Genomic DNA, 18,785 nt, shown 5'->3' on the forward strand with positions numbered 1-18,785 from the left:
CTGCAGGCAATGGAGACGCTCGTCGAAGCCGCCCCCGACCGGCAGATCTCGCTGACCGATCCGGACGCGCGGGCGATGGCCACGCGCGGCAAGGGAACGGGGATGGTCGGCTACAACGTGCAGGCGGTCGTCGACACCGAGCATCATCTGATCGTCGCCCACGCGGTCACCAACGTCGGGCACGACCGCACCCAACTGGCGCACATGAGCTGCCAGGGCCAAGCAGCGACCGGGCATGAGGCGCTCACCGTGCTGGCTGACCGCGGCTACTTCTCGGGCGAGGAGATCCTGGCCTGTGATCAGGCCGGCATTGCGGTGACGTTGCCCAAGCCGCTGACCTCGGGTGCCAAGGCGGAGGGGCGCTTCGGCAAGCAGGACTTCGTCTACGAGGCGGAGGCGGACGCCTACCGGTGTCCGGCCGGCGAGCAGCTCTCCTACCGCTACACGAATGTCGAGGGTGGGCTGACGCTACGCCGTTACTGGACGACAGCCTGCCACGGCTGCGCGCTCAAGGCGCGCTGCACGCCAGCCAAGGAGCGGCGGGTGACGCGCTGGGAACACGAGGCGGTCCTGGAAGCCGTGCAGCGGCGGCTCGACGCGGATCCTCATGCAATGCGCACGCGGCGGCAGACGGTCGAACACGTGTTCGGGACGCTCAAGGGCTGGATGGGCGCGACGCACTTCCGGATGCGCCGGTTGAGAAACGTGGCGACCGAGATGAGCTTGCAGGTCCTGGCCTACAATCTGAAGCGGGTGATGGCGATCCTCGGCACTGGACCACTCCTCAGCGCCCTCCGGGTGTGACAGCACGCGGCACCGCGCGCTGTCATCGACTCCGAACCGGCCCAACACTCCGCGTTCTCACACAGCCTCCACCCTGAGCAGTCCCTCGGAAGGTCCGTTTTGGGGCAGCTTGGTAGACGACGACCTACGTCCGGGTTGGGTGGAAAGATGAAGGGCCGCTTTCTGGCCGAGACGGACGATAGCGGCAGTTCGGTCGCAGTTACGGCATCGCCGAGGGTGAGAATAAGCCAGGACAGGTGATCATGCTCGCGGAGGGGGGCGCTCTACAGCGACGCCCGCTGCTGGTCATAGCGCTTTCGGTTGTCATGGATGGTCGCGAGGTTGGTGATCGACCATTCGGCGAGCTGCCGCACGGTGTCCGACAGCGAGCGTCCGAGATCGGTCAGTGCGTAGCTTACCTGAGGCGGCGTGGTGGCTCGCACGGTCCGTTCGACCATACCGTCCCGTTCCAGCGTCCGCAGCGTGGAGGTCAACATCTGCTGCGAGATGCCGCCCACCTTTCGTCGCAACGCGCTGAAGCGACATGGTCGGTCGCACAGCGCGACGACGACCAGCACCGTCCACCTGTCGCCGACCCGGCTGAGGATATCGCCAACAGCCCGGCAATCGGTGTCTTCGGAGGTCGAGGTAGTCAGGTCCATATGACCATGTCCTGAAAAGATGCGTTCTTGCGACAGTTCGGGGTGTCTCATAGCCTGAGAAGGTCAGCAATTCGAACCGAACGTGGTGCATCCGCAAGCACTTCCGTGGAGATCTTCATGCGTCTCTATCTTTATCCCGGTGCGTGTAGCCTAGCCGATCACATCGCGCTGATCGAGGCCGGCCTGCCTTACGACCTGATGCCTATCGATCACGCCAAGCAGACGCAGGACGGTCGCGACTATCTGACAGTCAACCCGCGTGGCTACGTTCCCGCGCTTGAGGTTGAGGACGGGACCATTCTCACGGAGAACCTCGTCATCCTCGCCTACATTGCCGACAGGAGCGGCGCCCTGCTTCCCGCAGGTGAGTTCGGCCGGTGGCGCGCGCTGGAGGCGCTGTCCTACATGGCGACGACGATCCACGGTAATCTGGGGCCGTTCTTCAAGAAAGCGCCCGACACGGAGAAGGACGCGGCCCGCAAGGCGCTGGCGAAAGGTTTCGCCGTTCTCGATGAGCAGATGGGCGTGCAGCCCTTCCTGCTGGGGAGGACGATGTCGATCGCTGATCCCTACCTATTTTGGACCGTGCTGGCGACATCGCGCTTTGACATCGCTGTGCCCGAGCGGCTCCAAGCATTCTTCGATCGTATGAGCCAAGAGCCGTCGGTCCTTCGGGCGCTCGCCGAGGAAGGGCTCTCCCCATCCGGACGATGAGCCGCGGTCGCCTCAATGTACCGACATACCCGAACGTCTGGTCTCGGGATCGTGCAGCCATCGCCTGAGCGGCAAGGTTGGTCGGAGGCGGAACGGCCGCGTCGGCGCGAAGCGCTAGGGTCCGCTCCCCCCCTTGCGGACATTTGGCCCGCTTCCGCCGAAGGTCCGGATGGGGTCATTTGCAGGCCATTCGTGTAACTATCACCGCGAACGTTCGTCGACGTTTTGCGTTAAAAGCCATGCTTGTGCGACCGCCTCACGCCATGACTGGCAGCCCAACCAACCGCATCGAGGCTACTGATGTCGCAACTGGGCTTAAGCTTGTTCACGCCAAGGATCATTCTGCAGTTCGTGCGTTGGCACGGGCAAGCGAGGTGGGAAGCTGGCAGTCTCTGCTCACCCTATCCGTCGGCACCTTGGCCTGGGGTACGGTCGCGCACGATCGCCGGCTTGCCGCAGCAGGTCGGCGCATGCTGCGGGCTGGCATCCTGGCCAGCCTCGTGAAGACGAGTCTGGAGCGGACGGTGCATCGGACCCGCCCGAATGTTCTCCTAGATAAGGGGATCTACGCGCGAGGTTGGCCAGGGACAAACGTTGGGCCGTGGCAGTCCTTCCCCTCGGGTCATTCTGCCCTGAGTGCTGCTGTCGCCTGCGCCACGGCTCGTGCCTACCCGTAGATCAAGGGTCCCGCGTACGCCGCAGCTGCCGGGGTCATAACCGCTCAGGTTGTGCGCGGTGCGTACTTTCCCGCCGACGTGCTGACGGGCGCCCTCATAGGAGTTGCCGCGGAGGCTGCCGTCCATAAGCTCACGCACCGACGCCGACGACTTGGGATGAGAGAGTCTTCGGTCGCCTAAGAGGCCAGCGCGTGTGAGGAGCCGACGTTGGGTTCAGGGAGGGCGAACCGCCGCCCTCGGCCCTTAGCAGTCATTCAACGAATTCGCTGCAAGCAGCCCCTTTCGGCCTCGAAGCGGACGTGCATCATACGTGGCGAAGCTCGACGGAAGCGGACCCGTATCCCTTATAACCTGTTACTGTTGCAGCGTGATCGATCGGTCCGCGATCCGCTCGGCCATCACCGTGTCATGCGTGACGAAGAGGATGGCGAGGCCGTCCTGCTCGCTGGACTCACGCAGCAAGCCCGCAACCTCCATCTGGTTGACGGGATCGAGTCGTGACGTCGCCTCGTCCGCGAACAGGAAGACGGGATCGAGCAGGAGCACGCGTGCGAGGGCGAAGCGCTGCAGCTCGCCGCCCGAGAGCTCCCCAGGGCGTTGCTTACGGAGGCCAGGCGCGAGCTTGAGGCGCGCGAGCAGCTCCTCGACCCGCTCCCGGTCGACGCCATGTCTTCGCGCCAGGTGGTCGAGCGCCCGCCCCATGGTCTGGTGCGGCACGAAGGCCGCAGGAGGATCTTGATAGAGCTTCTGGAAGCCAAGGGGCGCGGCGCCCGGCACACGCCGGACCCGGCCGCGATCCGGCCGCTCGGTGCCCACGAGGATGTTCCCGAGCGTGGTCTTGCCGCTGCCGCTCGGGCCGACCACGGCAACGATCTCGCCTGCCCGGACCTGGACGTCTAGGTCTGTGAACAGCCGACGTCGGCCGAATGCTTTCGCCAAGCCCATAGCTTCGATCACCGAGGGGCCCGGCTCCCGCGGCGTGCGGGGTGGCCACGCGCTTGGGTCGGCGTCGATTAGCGCCCGCGTATAGCTGTGGGCGGGCGCATTGAGGAGCCGCACCGTCGGCCCCGCCTCGACCGCCTGCCCGTCGAGCATCACGCAAGCCGTGCCGCCGAGGACACGGGCCAGCGCGACGTCGTGCGTTATGGTGAGGAGCAGGCGCCCGGCCGCGATCTCCCGCTGCAGCCGCGCGACGACGTCGGCACGCAGGACGCCGTCGAGGCCCTTGCTGGGTTCGTCGGCGAGAAGCAGCGGGGTGTCCGCCGCGTGCGCTATGGCGAGCGCGAGGCGCTGACACATGCCGCCCGACATCTGGAACGGGTAATGCCCGCCCGCGTCGGCGAGGCCGACCTCGCCGAGCCCCGCGGCCGCGAGGCCGTCCGCGTCGTGGCGCCCGTGCACGTACCGGTGGACCTCGGCGAGCTGGCCGCCCGCCCGCATGGTCGGATCGAGGGCGGTCCAGGGCTCCTGGGGCAGGAGGCCGATGCGCCGTCCCCACAGGCTTCGTCGGGCCACCTCGTCGAGGCATAGGAGGTCCGCGCCGTCGAAGAGGATACGGCCGCTCGCAAGGAGGCCCGGCGGCAAGGTCCCCATGATGGCCTGGGCCACCAGCGACTTGCCCGAGCCGGACTCGCCGAGCAACGTCAGCGGCTCGCCCCGCCCGACCGTGGCCGAGAAGCCGGAGACCAGGATCCGGTCCGCCGTTCGGATCGTGAGGTCCTCAATGCGCAGGGCTGACGTCACCGGACCGTTCCCCCGCGCGCGGTGAGCTGCAGGCCGAGCACCAGCAGGAAGATCAGGATGCCGGGCATCAAGACGGTTAGCGGCGCCTCGTCGTAGTAGGGCAGGAGCTCGACGATCATGCTGCCGAGTTCCGGCGTCGGCGGCTGCAGGCCGACGCTGATCGCCGACAGGGTCGAGATCGCCAGGATGGCCGTGCCCATCGCGAAGGAGGCCAACGTCAGGAGGAGCGGTGCGATCTCGGGCAGCACCTGGTGGCGCAGGATGTAGAAGGTCCCGAAGCCGAGCAGGCGCGAGGCCTCGATCCGTGGCTCGACGAGTAGCCGGGCCGTAGTCGTGCGGGCGACGCGGAAGAACTCGACCCAGAGCGAGAGTGACAGGCCGAGGTAGAGCGGCAGGAAGTGACCCGGCGCGAACGCGAGCAGGAGCAGCACGAGTAGTAGCCCGGGCAGGGCGAGGACGATGTCAGACAAGGCCACGAGAGCCCGCTCCGTTACGCCGCCGCGCCAAGCCGCCAGCACGCCGAGCAGCAGGCCCGGAGCCGCGGCGCTCAGCATGGTCAGCAGCGCCATACCGAAGGAAAGCCGGGCGCCGTATGCGAGCCGCGCCAGCATGCTGCGACCGTAATGGTCGGCCCCAAGCAGGAAGTCGCTGCCGATGGGCGCAAGGCTCGCGGACAGGTCCTGACGAGCGGGATCGGCGGTGACGAGGACCGGGCCGAGGAGCGCGAAGGCCGCGAGCAGGGCGAGGAGCCCGAGGCCGATCCGGCGCGAGATCGGCCAAGGGTCCGAACGCGGGGGCGTCGTACCGGCGAGGTCCTGCATCTGGAGCATCATCGGCCGGCCCCCAGGCGCGGGTCGAGGAGCCGGCAGAGCAGGTCGACCCCGAGGTTCAGGAGGACGAACATCAGGCCCATGACGAGGGCGGCGCCCTGAACCATGGGCACGTCGCGGGCGATGACGGCGTGCACCAGCGCGTGGCCGATGCCTGGATATGCGAACAGCGACTCGACCACGACGACGCCCTCGATGAGGTAGACCGCCTGAAGGCCGAGGTAGGTGATGACCGGGATGGCCGCGTTGCGCAGCCCGTGCCGAACGAGCACCGCGCGCTCGGGCAGGCCCTTGAGCCGGGCGAAGCGGTAGTAGGTCGTGGCCCCGACCGCGGCGACGGCGTCGCGCGCGACGCGGCTCGATACGGCGGCGAGCCCGAGCGCCAGGGTCAGGCTCGGCAGCGCCATCTCGCGCCAAGTGCCATAGCCGGCGGGCGGCAGCCATTCGAGCCGGATGCTGAAGACCAGCATCAGCACGAGGCCGAGGACGAAGGGTGGCAGGGCCCGCAGCGCCACGGCTCCGATCAGCGCGAGGCGGTCGAGGCCCGATCCGGCTCGCAGGCCGCTCACGAGGCCGAGCGGCAAGCCGATCAACAGGGACAGGACGAGGGCGCTGGCGGCGAGCCACAGGCTGGGCCCGAGCTGGCTCGCGAGTTCTTCGGAGACCGGTTCGCCGCTGACCAGGGAGTTGCCGAGGTGCCCCTGGGCGAGCTCGCCGAACCAGCGCAGCAGCAGCTCCGGCCAGGGTCGGTCGAGGCCGAGCTCCTGCCGGACAGCCTCCGCGGCCTGGGCGGTGAGCGCGTCAGGGCCGTAACGGTCGGCGGCGATGCGGAAGGCTGCGTCGCCCGGCAGGACCCGGACGAGGGCGAAGCACAGGCCGCCGACGACGAGCGCGACGAGCGCGGCCTGGACCAACCGTCCGAGGAGAAGGCGCGTCATGGCGTCCCCCAGCGCATCTCGGCGAGCCCGTAGCTCCGCTCCAGTGGGTCGGCGCGCACGCCAGCCACGCGACGGTTGGCGACCACCGCCAGCTCGGCCCAGGTCACCGGGATGACCGGCAGTTCGGCCTGCAGGATCTCGGCCAGCCTGCGCTGTAGCGGCTCACGCTCGGCCGGATCGGCGAGGACGGCGAGCCGGTCGAGAAGGGAGGCGGTCTCTGCGCTCGACCAGTTCATCGCGCCCCAGTCGCCACCGTCCAGCCCGAAGTCCTGCAGCATCGTGCCCAGCGGATCCGGGATCATGGCGAAGCTGCGGGATACCAGCCCGAGATCGAGGCTGCCGTCGCGGTGGCGAGCCGGGATGTCCGAGGTGTTGCCGATCGAGACGGCGAGATCGATGCCGACCTCGCGGGCCTGCGCCTGGATGGCCGCCGCCAGAGGCGGCAACTCGGGCCAGGCGGAGTAGGTGCGCAGGGTTGCGGCGAAGCGCCGGCCGTCCCGTTCCAAGATGCCGTCCGTCCCCGGCCGCCAGCCGGCCTGCGCCAGGAGGAGGCGCGCCTGCGCGAGATCGCGGGTCAGCGGCGGGAGCCCCTCGGCATGCCAGCCCGAGACAGCGGGCGGGAAGAGCTGGTCGGCACCGAGGCCGGGATTGCGCAGCAAGACCTTGGCGAGGCCGGTGCGGTCGAGGGCGAGGCTCAGCGCGCGTCGGGCGCGGGGGTCGGAGAAGAGCGGCGAGCCCGCGTTCAGCTTCAGGAGCCGGGTCCGGGGAGGCGTGACCGTCTGCACAGCGAGCTTCGGGTTCCGGCGCAGCCGCGCGAGCGAGACCGGAAGGATCGAGACCACGACGTCTGCCTCGCCGCTCTCGGCCATAAGGGCGCGCGTCTCGCCCTGGCCCACGGCGAGGTAGCGCGCCCGCGCGATGGCCGGTCGTCCACCCCACCAGTCCTCGAAGCGCTCCAGTTCGATCCGCAGCGGCGGGGCGACCGTGACGGCGCAGTATGGGCCGGTGCCGATGATCCGGACGACGCGACCGCTTGGCTCATAGGAGGCCGGCGCCAGGATGATCGTGGTGTGGTTTGCCAGGAAGGCGGGCAGCAGCGCGAAGGGCCGCTGCAGCACGACGACGACGGCTCCGTCCTCGGCCGAGATCGTGGCTATGGGGACGCGCGAGAGCGGACCGACATTCGCCCGGGCGCGTCGCAGGCTCTCGGCGGCGATCCCCGCGGTCAGGGGCGAGCCGTCATGGAATCTGACGCCCGAACGCAGGAGGAAGTGCCAGGTGAGGCCGTCCGGCGCCACCGTCCAGCCGGTGGCGAGGCCGGGCGCCGGGGCGCCCGCTGCATCGACGCCGACGAGGGTCTCGGCGACCTGCAGGCGGGTGAAGGCGTGGCCGTTGCTCGCCGGATCGAGGCCGCCGACCTCCCAGGGGCCGACGACGGTCAGCGCGCGCTCGGGCGCGCTCCGACCCTCGGCGGCTCCGGCGGCCGGGGCCAGTGCGAGGAGGCCGGCAAGGCCAATCAAGCCGCGGAGGACGGCGCGGCGTGGCCGGGGCACGAACAGCATGCGGAACGGGGCTCCGGGGAGAGGCATCAGAAGCGGGCGGCGACGCCGCCGGTGATCAGGCGCGGCGTGCCCGGCGTGGCGTAGCGGTTGCTGAAGCCACGGTCGTAGTAGACCTCGTCGAAGAGGTTATCGACGTTCAGGTAGACCCGCACGTCCGGCGTGATCCGGTAGTAGGAGATCAGGTTGAAGGTCGCATATTCCGGCAGGTCGAAGGTCGAGACGGCCGTGCCCGCCGCGCGGCGGCCCACGAAGTTCACGCCGCCGCCGAGGCCGAGGCCTCGCAGCGCGCCGCCCTGGAACTCGTAGACGCTCTGGAACGCGAAAGCGTTCTCGGGGATGTTGGCGACGCGCGAGCCGACCGGGATGGTGTTGTCGCGGGTCACGGCGGCATCGACGTAGGTGTAGGTCCCGATGACCCGCCAGCCCGGTGCGAGATAGCCCGCGACGCTCAGGTCGAAGCCGCGGCTGCGGATCTCGCCCGCCGCGACGCTGAAGTTCTGGTCCACCGGATCCGCCGTGAGGACGTTCGTGCGGGTGATGTCGAACAGGGCGGCGGTGGCGCTGAGGCGGCCGTCGAACAGGTCGAACTTCGTACCGACCTCGTAGCCCTCGCCTTCCTGGAAAGCGAAGGGCCGGAAGTTGCGGTCGGTGCCGCTGTTCGGCCGGAACGAGCGCGAATAGTTGCCGTAGACCGAGACCCAGTCGAGCAGGTCGTAGACGAGACCGAAGCGCGGCGTCGCGGCCGTGCCCTGGAGGCGCGTCGTGCTGTTGTTGATGTAGGAGGTCGAGGTCAGGCCGATATCCTCGACGCGCACGCCCACCAGGGCGTGCAGGCGCGGCGTGATGTCGATCTGGTCCTGCACATATCCCGCGTAGCTCTCGGTGTTCTCCAGAAGGTTGCTGCCCGGCACGGTGAGCGGCGGCAGGGCTTGGCCGTAGCGGGGGTTGAGCAGGTCGAGGAAGAACGGGTTGGTGGTCGAATTCGACCGGGTGATCACTTCCCGGTAGCGGTAGCTGTCGTACTCCAGGCCGAGCAGCAGGGTGTGCCGGAAGGGACCGGTCTCGAACTTGCCCGCGAGGTTCACCTGCACGTCGAGGTCGGACCAAGTCAGCTCGCGATGGTCCAGGGTGCGCCGAAGGGTGCGTCCGTCGCCGAGGACGCCGACCGTCTGCACGGCGTCGCCCGCGATGTTGCCGCCCAGCACTTGCGTGCCTGCGGTCAGCACCCAGTCGGGATCGAACCGGTGCTCGATGCGCAGCTGGCCGAGCGCGTTATCGTTGCGGAACGGCGCGAGGCCGGGCTCGCCGATGTAGCGGGAGCGCGGCACCGCCAGGACGTTGCCGCGGAACGGCACGATGCCCCGGTCGAAGATCTGCCCGGCGCTGATCAGCTCGCCTTCGAGCGTGATCGTCGTGTCCGCGGTGGGGCGCCACGCGATGGCAGGCGCGACGTAGTAGCGGTCGCTGCTCACGAAATCGCGGAAGCTGCCGTTGTCCTCGACCGCGCCGGTGATGCGGGCCAGGACCGTCCCGTCCTCGCTGACGGCGCCCGTCGCGTCGAAGGTGCTGCGTTTCGTGTTGAAGCTGCCGTACTGCGTCCCGACGGCGAAGGTGCGCTCGGCGAGCGGCTGCTTCGAGACGATGTTGAAGGTGCCGCCCGGATCGCCCCGGCCGTAGAGGAAGGCCGAGGGGCCTTTCAGAACCTCGACCCGCTCGATGGAGGCGATGTCCGGCGAGTTCGGGTAGCCGCGATTGATCGGGAAGCCGTTGCGGTAATATTCGCCCGTGGCGAAGCCGCGGATGGTGAACTCCGAGAGCCCGAGGCCCGCGAAGTTGTTGGCCCGGCCGACGCCGGCGAGGTCGAGGGCGGTGTCGATCCGGGTCGCGGCCGCGTCTTCGAACACTTGGTTCGGGACGACGACGACGGTCTGGGGAACCTCTCGCAGGGGGGTATCCGTGCGGGTCGCGCTGACGCTCTGCTTCGCCAGATAGCCGTCCGCGACGAGACGCGGCCCGGCAGTCCCTTGGACCGTAAGCTCGTCCAGCCGCACCTCCTGGGTCGCGTCGGCGGCCAGTTGCGCGGACGCGACGACCGGATCGAGGCCGACGGCAAGGAAGGTGGCCAGGGCGACCGTGCACGACCGTGCCTGTTCCCGGCTGAGGCCGGATGCGGCAGCACGACCGACCTTGTCACCCGGCTTGCGAGCGGCTCGAAATGATTCCAAGAGCGTGAGACCTGACCGGCGCGGCATCGAAGAAGCCCTTGACCGGACAAGGGCAATTCCAGGCACGCTTGCGCGAGAGCAGGCGGTCAGCGCCTGCCACGGCCATGCGTTCCCTTCGGACACCCCGCCCGAGAAACGAAAACCATCGCCAAGGCAGGTCTCCTGGCTCGCGGGTCGTCACCTCTGCCTGACCTTCCCGGTGCGGGGCACCAGTGGTCGTTCTCGGCAGCGGCTCGCCGCTCACAGTTGCGGGGGCAGCTCCGGTCTCGCCCTCGCGGGCTTCACCGAATTCCCTCTTAGCTCACGGTCACGGGACCGTGAGAACCTTGACGGTAGCCCTCATCGGTCCTGCAGGTACGGGAGTCAACCGATCGAACGCGGCTTCGATAGCTGGCGCGTCCGGCACAGGGCTGTCCCTTCCTGCCCAGTAACAGGTGGCTCCTTCGACCGCATTGTCCTGTCCACAAGTCGGAACATCGCCGTCCAGCTGTCGAGAGCAGGTTGTTGACAGGTGTTGCCCGGCCGCGACGGACTGGAGCCGGAAGCTCGGTAGTATGTCCGCGACGGTTCCCCTCGGGGATCAAAAGGGAACGCGGTGAGGGCGCAAGCTCGATGCCGCGGCTGCCCCCGCAACTGTAAGCGGCGAGCCTTCCGCCACCATGTCACTGGGCAGCCTCGCCCGGGAAGACGGTGAGAGGGCAGCGACCCGCGAGCCAGGAGACCTGCCGTCAGTCGTGGTCACACGCGAAACGCGTCGGGCGGGGTGTCCTGGCGGGTGTCGAGGGTCCGCCAATCCTGCGAGGAGGCGGTTCCCGAGGCCTCGTTCGCGGTGACGTGCCACTGCCGTCGCCTGAGGCCTGTCTCCCGTGCCCCATCCCTTCCGTTCCGCTCTCCGGAGCGTGCTGGCGCTGTCCTGCGCCGGCCCGGCCCTGCTCGCCACGCCCGCAGCCCATGCCCAGCAGGTCGCCGCACCCTTCGCGGACTTGCCGCGCGGCGGCGAGGCCGCCGTCTCGCTCGCCGAGATCTCGGTCTCGGCCACCGGCGTGCCGACGCCGGTCACCCAGACGGGCTCCAGCGTCACGGTGCTGACCTCGGACCTGCTCCGAGCCCAGCAGGTCCGCACCGTGCCGGACGCCCTGCAGCAGGTGCCCGGCCTCAACGTGGTTCGCACCGGCGGCGCGGGCGGCCAGACTTCGGTCTTCATTCGCGGCACCAACTCGAACCACGTGAAGGTCCAGATCGATGGCATCGACGTCAACGACCCCTCGACCCCGAACCGCGCCTTCGACTTCAGCCAACTCCTGACCGAGGATTTGTCCCGCATCGAGGTGCTGCGCGGGCCCCAGAGCGGCCTCTACGGCGCGGACGCCATCGGCGGCGTGATCTCCTTCGTGACGAAGCGCGGCGAGGGACCGGCCAGGGCCACCGCGTTCGTCGAGGGCGGCTCCTACGGCACCGCCAACCAAGGCGCCCGCATCTCCGGTTCGGAGGGCATCTTCGACTACTCGGTCAGCGTCCAGCACCTGCGCCAGGCCGCGCTGCCGGTGACACCCTTCGAGCTCCTGCCAGTCGGCGTGCCGCTCCGGACCGCCTTCACCGACATCAAGACCGTCTCAACCAAGCTCGGCGCCCAGCTCACCGACACCTTCCGCCTGAACTACGTGTTGCGCTTCTCCGACAGCGCCTATCTCGACCAAGCGGACGGCGGCTTCCCCTACCGGCCACTACCGTACCGGAACCTCAACGACCAGCAGCAACTCCTCATGCGCGGCGAGGCCGAGTGGACGCCGGTGCCCGGCTTCCACAACGTCTTCGGGGCGAACTACGCCACGTTCGATCGGCTCTTCGCAGGTCCCCTCGATCCGCTCTCCGTGCCGACGCCGACCACGTATTTCGGCGAGCGCACCCGCTTCGACTACCGCGGCGACGTGCAACTCGCGCCGGGGAACCTCCTGCTGTTCGGGGCGCAACGCGAGGACGAGCGCATCGAGACGGCCGGCCTGAACCGCGCGAACGGCAACACCGGCGGCTTCGCCGAACTCCAGTCCGCCGTTACCGACCGCGCCTTCCTCGTGGCCAACATCCGCCACGACGCGAACGACCAGTTCGGCGGCGCCACCACCTTCCGGGTCGCGCCGAGCTACATCCTTCCGGGCACCGAGACACGCTTGAAGGGCAGCGTCGGCACCGGCTTCAAGCCGCCGACCCTGAGCCAGCTCTACCAGGACTATCCCGGCTTCCGCTTCTTCGGAAACCCAGCTTTGCGACCCGAGGAAAGCTTCGGGTTCGATGGTGGCTTCGAGCAGCCGCTCGGCGAGAGGGTGCTGGTTGGTGCGACCTACTTCGAAACCGACTTCCGCAACCTGATCCAGACGGCCTACTTCCCGACCTACTCGACCAACGTGAACGTCGGCCGGGCGGTGGCTTACGGCGCCGAGAGCTTCGTCTCGGTCAAGCTCACCAACACCTTCAGCGCCCGCGCCGACTACACCAACACGGTGACGAAGGACGAGGTCGCCAACCAGGAACTGCTGCGGCGGCCCCGCCACAAGGTCAGCTTCACCGGTATCTGGACGCCCCTGCCGAACCTGACGCTCACCGGTACGCTGATCTCCATCGGCTCCTTCGTCGATGGGAATCGGGATTTTTCGGTCACGCGGCTGAAGAACCCGGGCTTCACGCTGGTCAACCTCTCGGCCAACTACGTCTGGTCGGAGACCACGACGTTATTCACGCGCATCGATAACCTGTTCGACCAGCGCTACCAGAACCCGACCGGGTTCCTCGGGCCCGGCTTCGCCGTCTACGGCGGCGTGCGCCTGACCACGTTCTGAGGTGACGATGCGGTTGCGGGCTATCCTCGCTTTCTGGGCCATCCTGGCCGCGATGCCCGCGGCCTGTGCCGCCGGCTCGGCGGAGGCGCCAGTGCGCGTGGTCTCGATGAACCTGTGCGCGGACGAGCTCGTCCTGCGGCTCGCCGACCGAGACCAGGTACTGGCGGTCACCTACCTCGCCCGGGATCCGCGCGGATCGACGGTCGCGAGCGAGGCCGCAGGAGTGCCGGTGACCCGTGGCCTCACCGAGGAGATTGTGGCGCTCAAGCCCGATCTTGTCATCGCGGGCGCCTTCACGACGCGCGCCACGGTCGGCATGCTCAAGCGCGTCAGCTCGCCCGTGCTCGAACTCGGCGTACCGGCCGATCTCGACGGCGTGCGCGCCCAGATCCGGCAGGTCGCGGGGGCGCTCGGCCATCCTGAGCGTGGCGAGGCGATGGTGGCAGACCTCGACGCTAGGCTCGCCTCGGTTACCCCGGCGACGAAACCGTTGCGGGCGCTCGTCATGCGCCCGAACGCTTTCACGGTCGCGCCCGGTGGCCTCGGCGACGCACTCATTCGCGCCGCCGGCTTGGTGAACGTGGCGGCCGAGATCGGGCGCGACCGTTTCGGGCAGGTGCCGCTCGAAGCCGCCGCGCTCGCGAATGCGGATCTGATCGTGGTGGACGAGGCCGCGCCGGGTCTGCCCTCGCTCGCGGACACGCTCCTGCATCACCCCGTCTTCCGGGCGCTCGCGCGTGAGGGTCGGACCGTCGCGATCCCGAACCGGTTCTGGACCTGCCCGGGGCCCCAAGTCGCCGAGGTTGTGGCACGGCTGGCTGCGGCCGCGAACGAGCCGGGGCCCCGGCCATGAACGCGCCCGTTCGGACCATCGCCAGCCCTGCCGCGCGGCCCCTCGGCATGCCGCGCGCACGGCGGGCGGTCATCGCCGTCCTCGCCCTCGCCGTCCTCGCGCTGACACTCGTCTCGGTCGCCATCGGCTACGCGCCCTTCGACGTGCCGGCCGCGTTCGCAGACCTCGTCGCGGGCCGGACCACGCTGCCGGCCATGGTGCTGTGGGAGTTGCGCGTCCCGCGGGCGCTGCTGGGCAGCCTCGTCGGGTTCAGCCTCGGCCTGACCGGCGCGGCGATGCAGGGCTACCTACGCAACCCGCTGGCTGATCCCGGCATCCTCGGCATCTCCTCGGCCGCGGCGCTCGGTGCCGTGATCGTCTTCTACGGCGGTCTCGCCGCTTCCTTAAGCCTTGCCCTGCCGCTCGGCGGCATCGCAGGGGCGGGCATGGCGGCGCTGCTCCTCAACGCGCTCGCCGCCCGCGGCAGCTCCACGCTCGGCCTGATCCTGGCCGGCGTCGGCCTGTCGAGCCTCGCTGGCGCCCTGACCGCGCTGGCGCTCAACCTGTCGCCGAACCCCTACGCCGCCCTGGAGATCGTGTTCTGGCTGATGGGGTCGCTCAGTGACCGCAGCCTGGATCACGTCGTCCTCTGCCTACCGCTGATGCTGGTCGGCTGGGGCCTGATGCTCTCGACCGGCTCCGCCCTCGACGCCCTGACGCTCGGCGAGGACACCGCCGCGAGCCTCGGGGTCGGCCTCGTCTCGGTCCGGCTGCGCCTCGTCACAGGAGCGGCGCTGGCGGTCGGCAGCGGGGTGGCGGTCTCCGGCGCCATCGGCTTCGTCGGCCTTGTGGTGCCGCACTTGATGCGGCCGCTCGTCGGGGCCCGGCCCGGTGCCGGCCTGTTGCCGAGCGGGCTCGCCGGCGCGGTCCTGGTCCTGGCGGCGGATATCGGTGTGCGCCTGCTCGCCACCCGGCCCGAGCTGAAGCTCGGCGTGGTCACCGCCTTGGTGGGCGCGCCGTTCCTGATCGTGCTGCTCCTGCGGAACCGCGGGAGGCGGGCATGAGCCTCGACCTCAACGACGTCCGGGTGACGCTGGATGGCCGGACGATCCTCACGGACATCGACCTCGCCCTGGAGCGCGGCCGCTTCGTCGGGCTCGTCGGTCCGAACGGAGCCGGCAAGACGACGCTCCTGCGCGTCCTGACTGCGCTAGTCGCGCCGAGCCGGGGCGGTGTCACCCTGGAAGGCCAAGCGCTGTCCGGCATGAGCCGCGAAGTACGGGCCCGCCGCATCGCCGCCCTGTTCCAGGGGGCCGGCGTTGGCTGGCCGATCACGGTGCGCCAGATCGTGGCACTCGGCCGGCTGCCGCACAGGCGCGCCTTCGCGGGATTCTCGGAAGCCGACGAGGCCGCGGTCGCGCGTGCGATGGCACGCACCGATGTCGGACACCTTGCCGGCAGGACCGAGCCCACCCTGTCCTCGGGCGAGCGCATGCGCGCGCTGCTCGCCCGGGCGCTCGCGGTCGAGGCCGAGTGGCTCCTCGTCGACGAACCGATCACGGCCCTCGACCCAGCCCACCAGCTCGACGCCATGGCGCTGCTACGCGCGGCGTCACGCGACGGTACCGGCGTGGTCGCCGTTCTGCACGACCTCGCGCTCGCAGCCCGGTTCTGCGACCGTATCGTCGTGCTATCCGACGGCCGGCTCGTCGCGGACGCCTCACCCGAGGAAGCCATGACGGACGCCTTGCTGGCCCGCGTGTTCGGCGTGACGGCCGAGCGTGGCGAGGCCGCGGACGGAACCCGATACCTCCTACCCTGGGCGCGGTCCGGGGCCACCACGGAGACGAGCGATGACGCCATCATCCCAGGCTGAGGCGGTCGCGGCCCTGCTGCGCGAGGCGCTGTCCGACCCCAGCACCGCCTGGAGCCTCGGCAGCTTCGGTGCCATCGCCGAGTTCATGCGCGACCCGGACGAGGCGGTCTCGGCCCTACCGGACGACCGAATGGGCATGGCGACCGAGCGCGGCGCCATCGCCCTGACTGCCTGTCCCGACTTGCGCCCGGTGGCCTACGAGACCGCGGTCGCGTCCGGTTGGAACCACGCCGTCGCCCTCTGCCTGCCGCAAGACGACTGCGCCATGAGCCGGCGGGGCGTGGTGACGGAACTCGGTCCGGACCATCATGCCGCCCGCGAACAGGATCGAGACGCCCTCCTGTTCGACCTGGGCCTCGACCTGCTCGCCGTCGATGCCTGCGTGCGCACGAGCGACCCGAAGGCTATCGCATGTCTTCGGTCGGGCGTCGGGCAGCCCCTGTTCGACCCCGCCAACCCCATCGGTCGGCAGCTCGTAGCGATGAGCCCGCACCGGGTATTCCTCGCCAGGGCCGGCCGCATCGAGGTCTATGCCCCGATCCCGGGGCCGGGAGGCACGAGCCCTGAGGGACCGCACACCCACGTCCTGCCCAAGCTCCTGCGCAGCGGGCGCACGCACGCGGCGACGACCCCAATCCCCGCGGGCTGGGTGCCCTGCGCCGGTCTCCATCCGGCCCACCCCTACAAGGACATGATGGGCCAGCGAATCGACTTCGATGCCAGCCGGCACGCGGCCTTCCAGGTCCTACTTGACCGCTGGGGCGACCCGGACCTGCTCTCGGTCAAGCGCGGCGGCGACCTCGGTTCGGACAGCCTCGTTTCCAGCCGCCACGCGCAAGGTGCCCGGCGCGTCGCTGAGGTGCAGGCCCGGTACCTGCGAGGTGAGGTCATCGAGGCCGACCCCGAGGCCGACGAGGACGAGGCGGTCGCCGACCATGCCTGACCCTGTTCGCGATGGCCGGTGACCTGCCCCTACGCCGACAAAGGGTGGTCGGGCTGATCGGCTGCCCCGGCGCCGGCAAGACGACCTACGCGCGTCGGTTCGAGCCGTCGAAGGGATGGGTGCACCTGACCCTCGACGACTTCCGGCAATCGCTCTGGCCGCCGGATCGACAGGTCTACTGGGAGGTGCGCCGCAGGGGCTGGGACGGACCGGCTCATCGGCTCCTACATGCGGTGAAGGTGGCCGCCCTCGACACCGCCCTGACCCAGGGCTTCAGCGTAGTGATGGCTGACACCCACCTGACGCGCACCGTGTTCGAGGAAGAGCTTGAGGTCGTCGTTCGGCATGGCCTCAACGTCGAGTGGAAGGTGTTCGACGTGCCCTGGAAGGTGCTCCAGGCCCGCAACGAGGAGCGCGCCGCCCACGACCCGTCGCATCGCCAACCGGAGGATGTACTGAGATTCACCTATAATGCCTTCCATGCGCCTGAGGCTTGGTGGCGGACGCTTCCTTCTGGTCAAGTCGAGATCATTGAGGGCTGATTGCGACTGCCGCGGGAGGTCTCCATTGGCATCATGAGCGGACGTTGCGTCCTGAGAATTCCAGAGTCTGCTGCTGGCGCGATCCTCCCATCCAGCTTCAAACCGGTGAGCCACCGCTACCCACCCTCTGCAGGCATCGAGTCGGCGATCAAGCGCTACTGGCTCTCTACCGGCAATTGATGGCAGATTGGTGAGCTTCCGTTCTACGGGCCGGTTGCCCAATCTGGGTTTGATCAGCCTGCGGACCGCCGGCTTTTCGATTTGGAAAGCCATAAAGCCATCGGCCCTTACGAAAAATCGTAAACAGTTCAGTCAAGATCGGTCATCCCATCGGACGTCTGATTGGAAGCTCCAGAGCGGCCGCTGAATGTCTGCCAGTCGATATGATCTCCATTGGGAAAGCGGATTCTTACATCTCGCATGCCCAGCTTCGTAACTCGTTCAGCCTCTTGATAAGCGCCACGAGCGGTAGGCACAACCGCCGATACGGGCCCCTCGGGCGTCGTCCACTCAACTGTGAAGCACATCTCCCCTCCGTGTGACCGGATAGGCCACAATGGACCCGCAGAGCGAACGCTCACGATGCCGTGATTAATCCGACTGCTGAGTTGATCTGGCAAAATTGCTAAGCTGCCAAGCGGGCGATCATTATCTCCAGCACCGAGAACGTAAGCGAGTGGATCTCAGCGCATTGCCGAGTTGGAGTGCCAATCGCGGTGGACTAACCGCTCGTCGTCACCCGTCTACCTTATACCCGCTCTCCAGCGGGTTTCGATACCTGACTTGCCTCGCCCGGCTCAGCCGCGGCGGGGTTTTTCGTTTCCGGCTTAGGCGCGGCGCATCTGCTTGGGCACTGGTCGGGGCGGGAGCTTCTTGAACGGTACCGGGAGGCACAGCGTTCGTTTGGGGTTGGTTCTGTAGCCAATACCCATGCGAACTGGTTCGCCGTCCATCGCGGGGGCAACAGCGCACGATGCACATCAGAGACATAGGATCCTCTATCGCGGCGATCGAGCATCAAGGCTTCCGTCTGCGAGAGCGACGACTGCCGCGCTTACCTCTTTCGCGTGCGACCGGCGTATCCCTCTACCTTTAGAGAGACCGCCAGTGGACGCCAGTCTCACATTACTCAGCATTCATTTGCTCCTGATCAGCGTGGCAATATCAGCGCGATCAGGTCCAGAGGCATCGGCTTCGTTGTTGGGTAAGAATGATACGATCTTTCAGCGTCGAGCAGCGGGGTTTTAACCCGTGCCGCAGGTCATGTCATAAAGAAGAAAGAAGCAACTCTTTCGCGCGGCACTCTCGGGCAGACTGTCTGCCGGATCTTTGTTGGCTGTAGTCAAGTCGCTCATTGGAGGATGTGGTTATAAGGACATTCGACGTTGCGCCCCTGTTCAGTTCGTCGGTCGGCTTCGACAGGCTGCTCGATCTGCTGAGCCTAGCCGAAAGGGCCGAAGCGACAGCCGCTTGGCCGCCCTACAACATCTAGAAGGTGGCTGGATTCTGTCCGGCCCGAACCAAGTCAGCGGCAGCATCTTAGTTAGAACAATTCGTTTTAGTTGCTGTGAAAACACATCCACAGAGCGATGGTGCCATTCCGCTTGCTCACATCGCTGTGATC

At 68.3% G+C, this 18,785-nt stretch carries 14 protein-coding genes, 1 pseudogene and 2 riboswitches; of the genes and pseudogenes, 9 read left to right on the top strand and 6 right to left on the bottom strand.

Annotated features, from left to right (window positions below):
- Positions 1–804 (top strand): annotated as a pseudogene (locus tag HNR01_RS24155) (IS1182-like element ISMpo6 family transposase); the annotation flags it as partial.
- A 263-nt stretch (positions 805–1,067) separates the two neighbouring features.
- Here HNR01_RS24155 and HNR01_RS24160 read toward each other — a convergent pair.
- Positions 1,068–1,445, bottom strand: a complete 378-nt coding sequence (locus HNR01_RS24160) for a winged helix-turn-helix transcriptional regulator (RefSeq protein WP_012455653.1) — start codon at positions 1,443–1,445, stop codon at positions 1,068–1,070.
- Between the two features lie 117 nt (positions 1,446–1,562).
- On the opposite strand from HNR01_RS24160, the gene HNR01_RS24165 reads away from it, so the two are divergent.
- Both HNR01_RS24165 and HNR01_RS27725 read left to right on the top strand, forming a co-directional pair.
- A complete protein-coding gene (locus HNR01_RS24165) occupies positions 1,563–2,159 on the top strand; it encodes a glutathione S-transferase N-terminal domain-containing protein (protein ID WP_012455652.1) in 597 nt (198 codons plus the stop codon).
- A 470-nt stretch (positions 2,160–2,629) separates the two neighbouring features.
- Positions 2,630–2,836, top strand: a complete 207-nt coding sequence (locus HNR01_RS27725) for a phosphatase PAP2 family protein (protein WP_244409885.1) — start codon at positions 2,630–2,632, stop codon at positions 2,834–2,836.
- A 354-nt stretch (positions 2,837–3,190) separates the two neighbouring features.
- On the opposite strand, the gene HNR01_RS24175 is transcribed toward HNR01_RS27725, so the two are convergent.
- Genes HNR01_RS24175 through HNR01_RS24195 form a run of 5 tightly spaced genes read right to left on the bottom strand, consistent with a single transcriptional unit; the run spans position 3,191 to position 10,161 of the window.
- Positions 3,191–4,579: an ABC transporter ATP-binding protein gene (locus tag HNR01_RS24175; RefSeq protein WP_012455651.1), complete on the bottom strand. Its 1,389-nt coding sequence runs from the start codon at positions 4,577–4,579 to the stop codon at positions 3,191–3,193.
- Positions 4,576–5,412, bottom strand: coding sequence for an ABC transporter permease (locus tag HNR01_RS24180; RefSeq protein WP_012455650.1), 837 nt, complete (start codon positions 5,410–5,412; stop codon positions 4,576–4,578). Before HNR01_RS24180 ends, HNR01_RS24175 begins: the two co-directional genes overlap by 4 nt.
- Positions 5,409–6,347 (bottom strand): ABC transporter permease, encoded by a 939-nt coding sequence (locus tag HNR01_RS24185; protein ID WP_012455649.1) that lies wholly within the window; start codon positions 6,345–6,347, stop codon positions 5,409–5,411. The genes HNR01_RS24180 and HNR01_RS24185 overlap by 4 nt, the downstream gene beginning before the upstream one ends.
- On the bottom strand, positions 6,344–7,909 hold the full coding sequence (locus HNR01_RS24190) for an ABC transporter substrate-binding protein (protein ID WP_012455648.1): 1,566 nt from the start codon (positions 7,907–7,909) through the stop codon (positions 6,344–6,346). Before HNR01_RS24190 ends, HNR01_RS24185 begins: the two co-directional genes overlap by 4 nt.
- A gap of 26 nt (positions 7,910–7,935) precedes the next feature.
- Positions 7,936–10,161 (bottom strand): TonB-dependent siderophore receptor, encoded by a 2,226-nt coding sequence (locus HNR01_RS24195; RefSeq protein ID WP_012455647.1) that lies wholly within the window; start codon positions 10,159–10,161, stop codon positions 7,936–7,938.
- Positions 10,162–10,269: 108 nt separating this feature from the next.
- A riboswitch (cobalamin riboswitch) is annotated at positions 10,270–10,478 on the bottom strand.
- Positions 10,479–10,681: 203 nt separating this feature from the next.
- Positions 10,682–10,878, top strand: a riboswitch (cobalamin riboswitch).
- Positions 10,879–11,000: 122 nt separating this feature from the next.
- Here HNR01_RS24195 and HNR01_RS24200 point away from each other — a divergent pair.
- The 6 genes from HNR01_RS24200 to HNR01_RS24225 are packed head-to-tail and all read left to right on the top strand — an operon-like array spanning position 11,001 to position 17,161.
- On the top strand, positions 11,001–12,968 hold the full coding sequence (locus HNR01_RS24200) for a TonB-dependent receptor plug domain-containing protein (RefSeq protein ID WP_012455646.1): 1,968 nt from the start codon (positions 11,001–11,003) through the stop codon (positions 12,966–12,968).
- Between the two features lie 7 nt (positions 12,969–12,975).
- Positions 12,976–13,821 carry an ABC transporter substrate-binding protein gene (locus HNR01_RS24205; RefSeq protein ID WP_012455645.1) on the top strand — a complete coding sequence of 282 codons (846 nt, stop codon included), beginning with the start codon at positions 12,976–12,978 and terminating at the stop codon, positions 13,819–13,821.
- Entirely contained in the window at positions 13,818–14,864 is a 1,047-nt protein-coding gene (locus tag HNR01_RS24210) for a FecCD family ABC transporter permease (RefSeq protein WP_012455644.1), read from the top strand. Before HNR01_RS24205 ends, HNR01_RS24210 begins: the two co-directional genes overlap by 4 nt.
- On the top strand, positions 14,861–15,676 hold the full coding sequence (locus HNR01_RS24215) for an ABC transporter ATP-binding protein (RefSeq protein WP_012455643.1): 816 nt from the start codon (positions 14,861–14,863) through the stop codon (positions 15,674–15,676). The genes HNR01_RS24210 and HNR01_RS24215 overlap by 4 nt, the downstream gene beginning before the upstream one ends.
- A complete protein-coding gene (locus tag HNR01_RS24220) occupies positions 15,654–16,619 on the top strand; it encodes a DUF6925 family protein (RefSeq protein ID WP_012455642.1) in 966 nt (321 codons plus the stop codon). Before HNR01_RS24215 ends, HNR01_RS24220 begins: the two co-directional genes overlap by 23 nt.
- Positions 16,620–16,630: 11 nt before the next feature.
- Entirely contained in the window at positions 16,631–17,161 is a 531-nt protein-coding gene (locus HNR01_RS24225; RefSeq protein WP_012455641.1) for an AAA family ATPase, read from the top strand.
- The last annotated feature ends 1,624 nt before the right edge of the window (positions 17,162–18,785 follow it).

Origin of the sequence: Methylorubrum rhodesianum, assembly GCF_014199985.1 — a bacterium.
GTDB classification, from domain to species: Bacteria; Pseudomonadota; Alphaproteobacteria; order Rhizobiales; family Beijerinckiaceae; genus Methylobacterium; species Methylobacterium rhodesianum.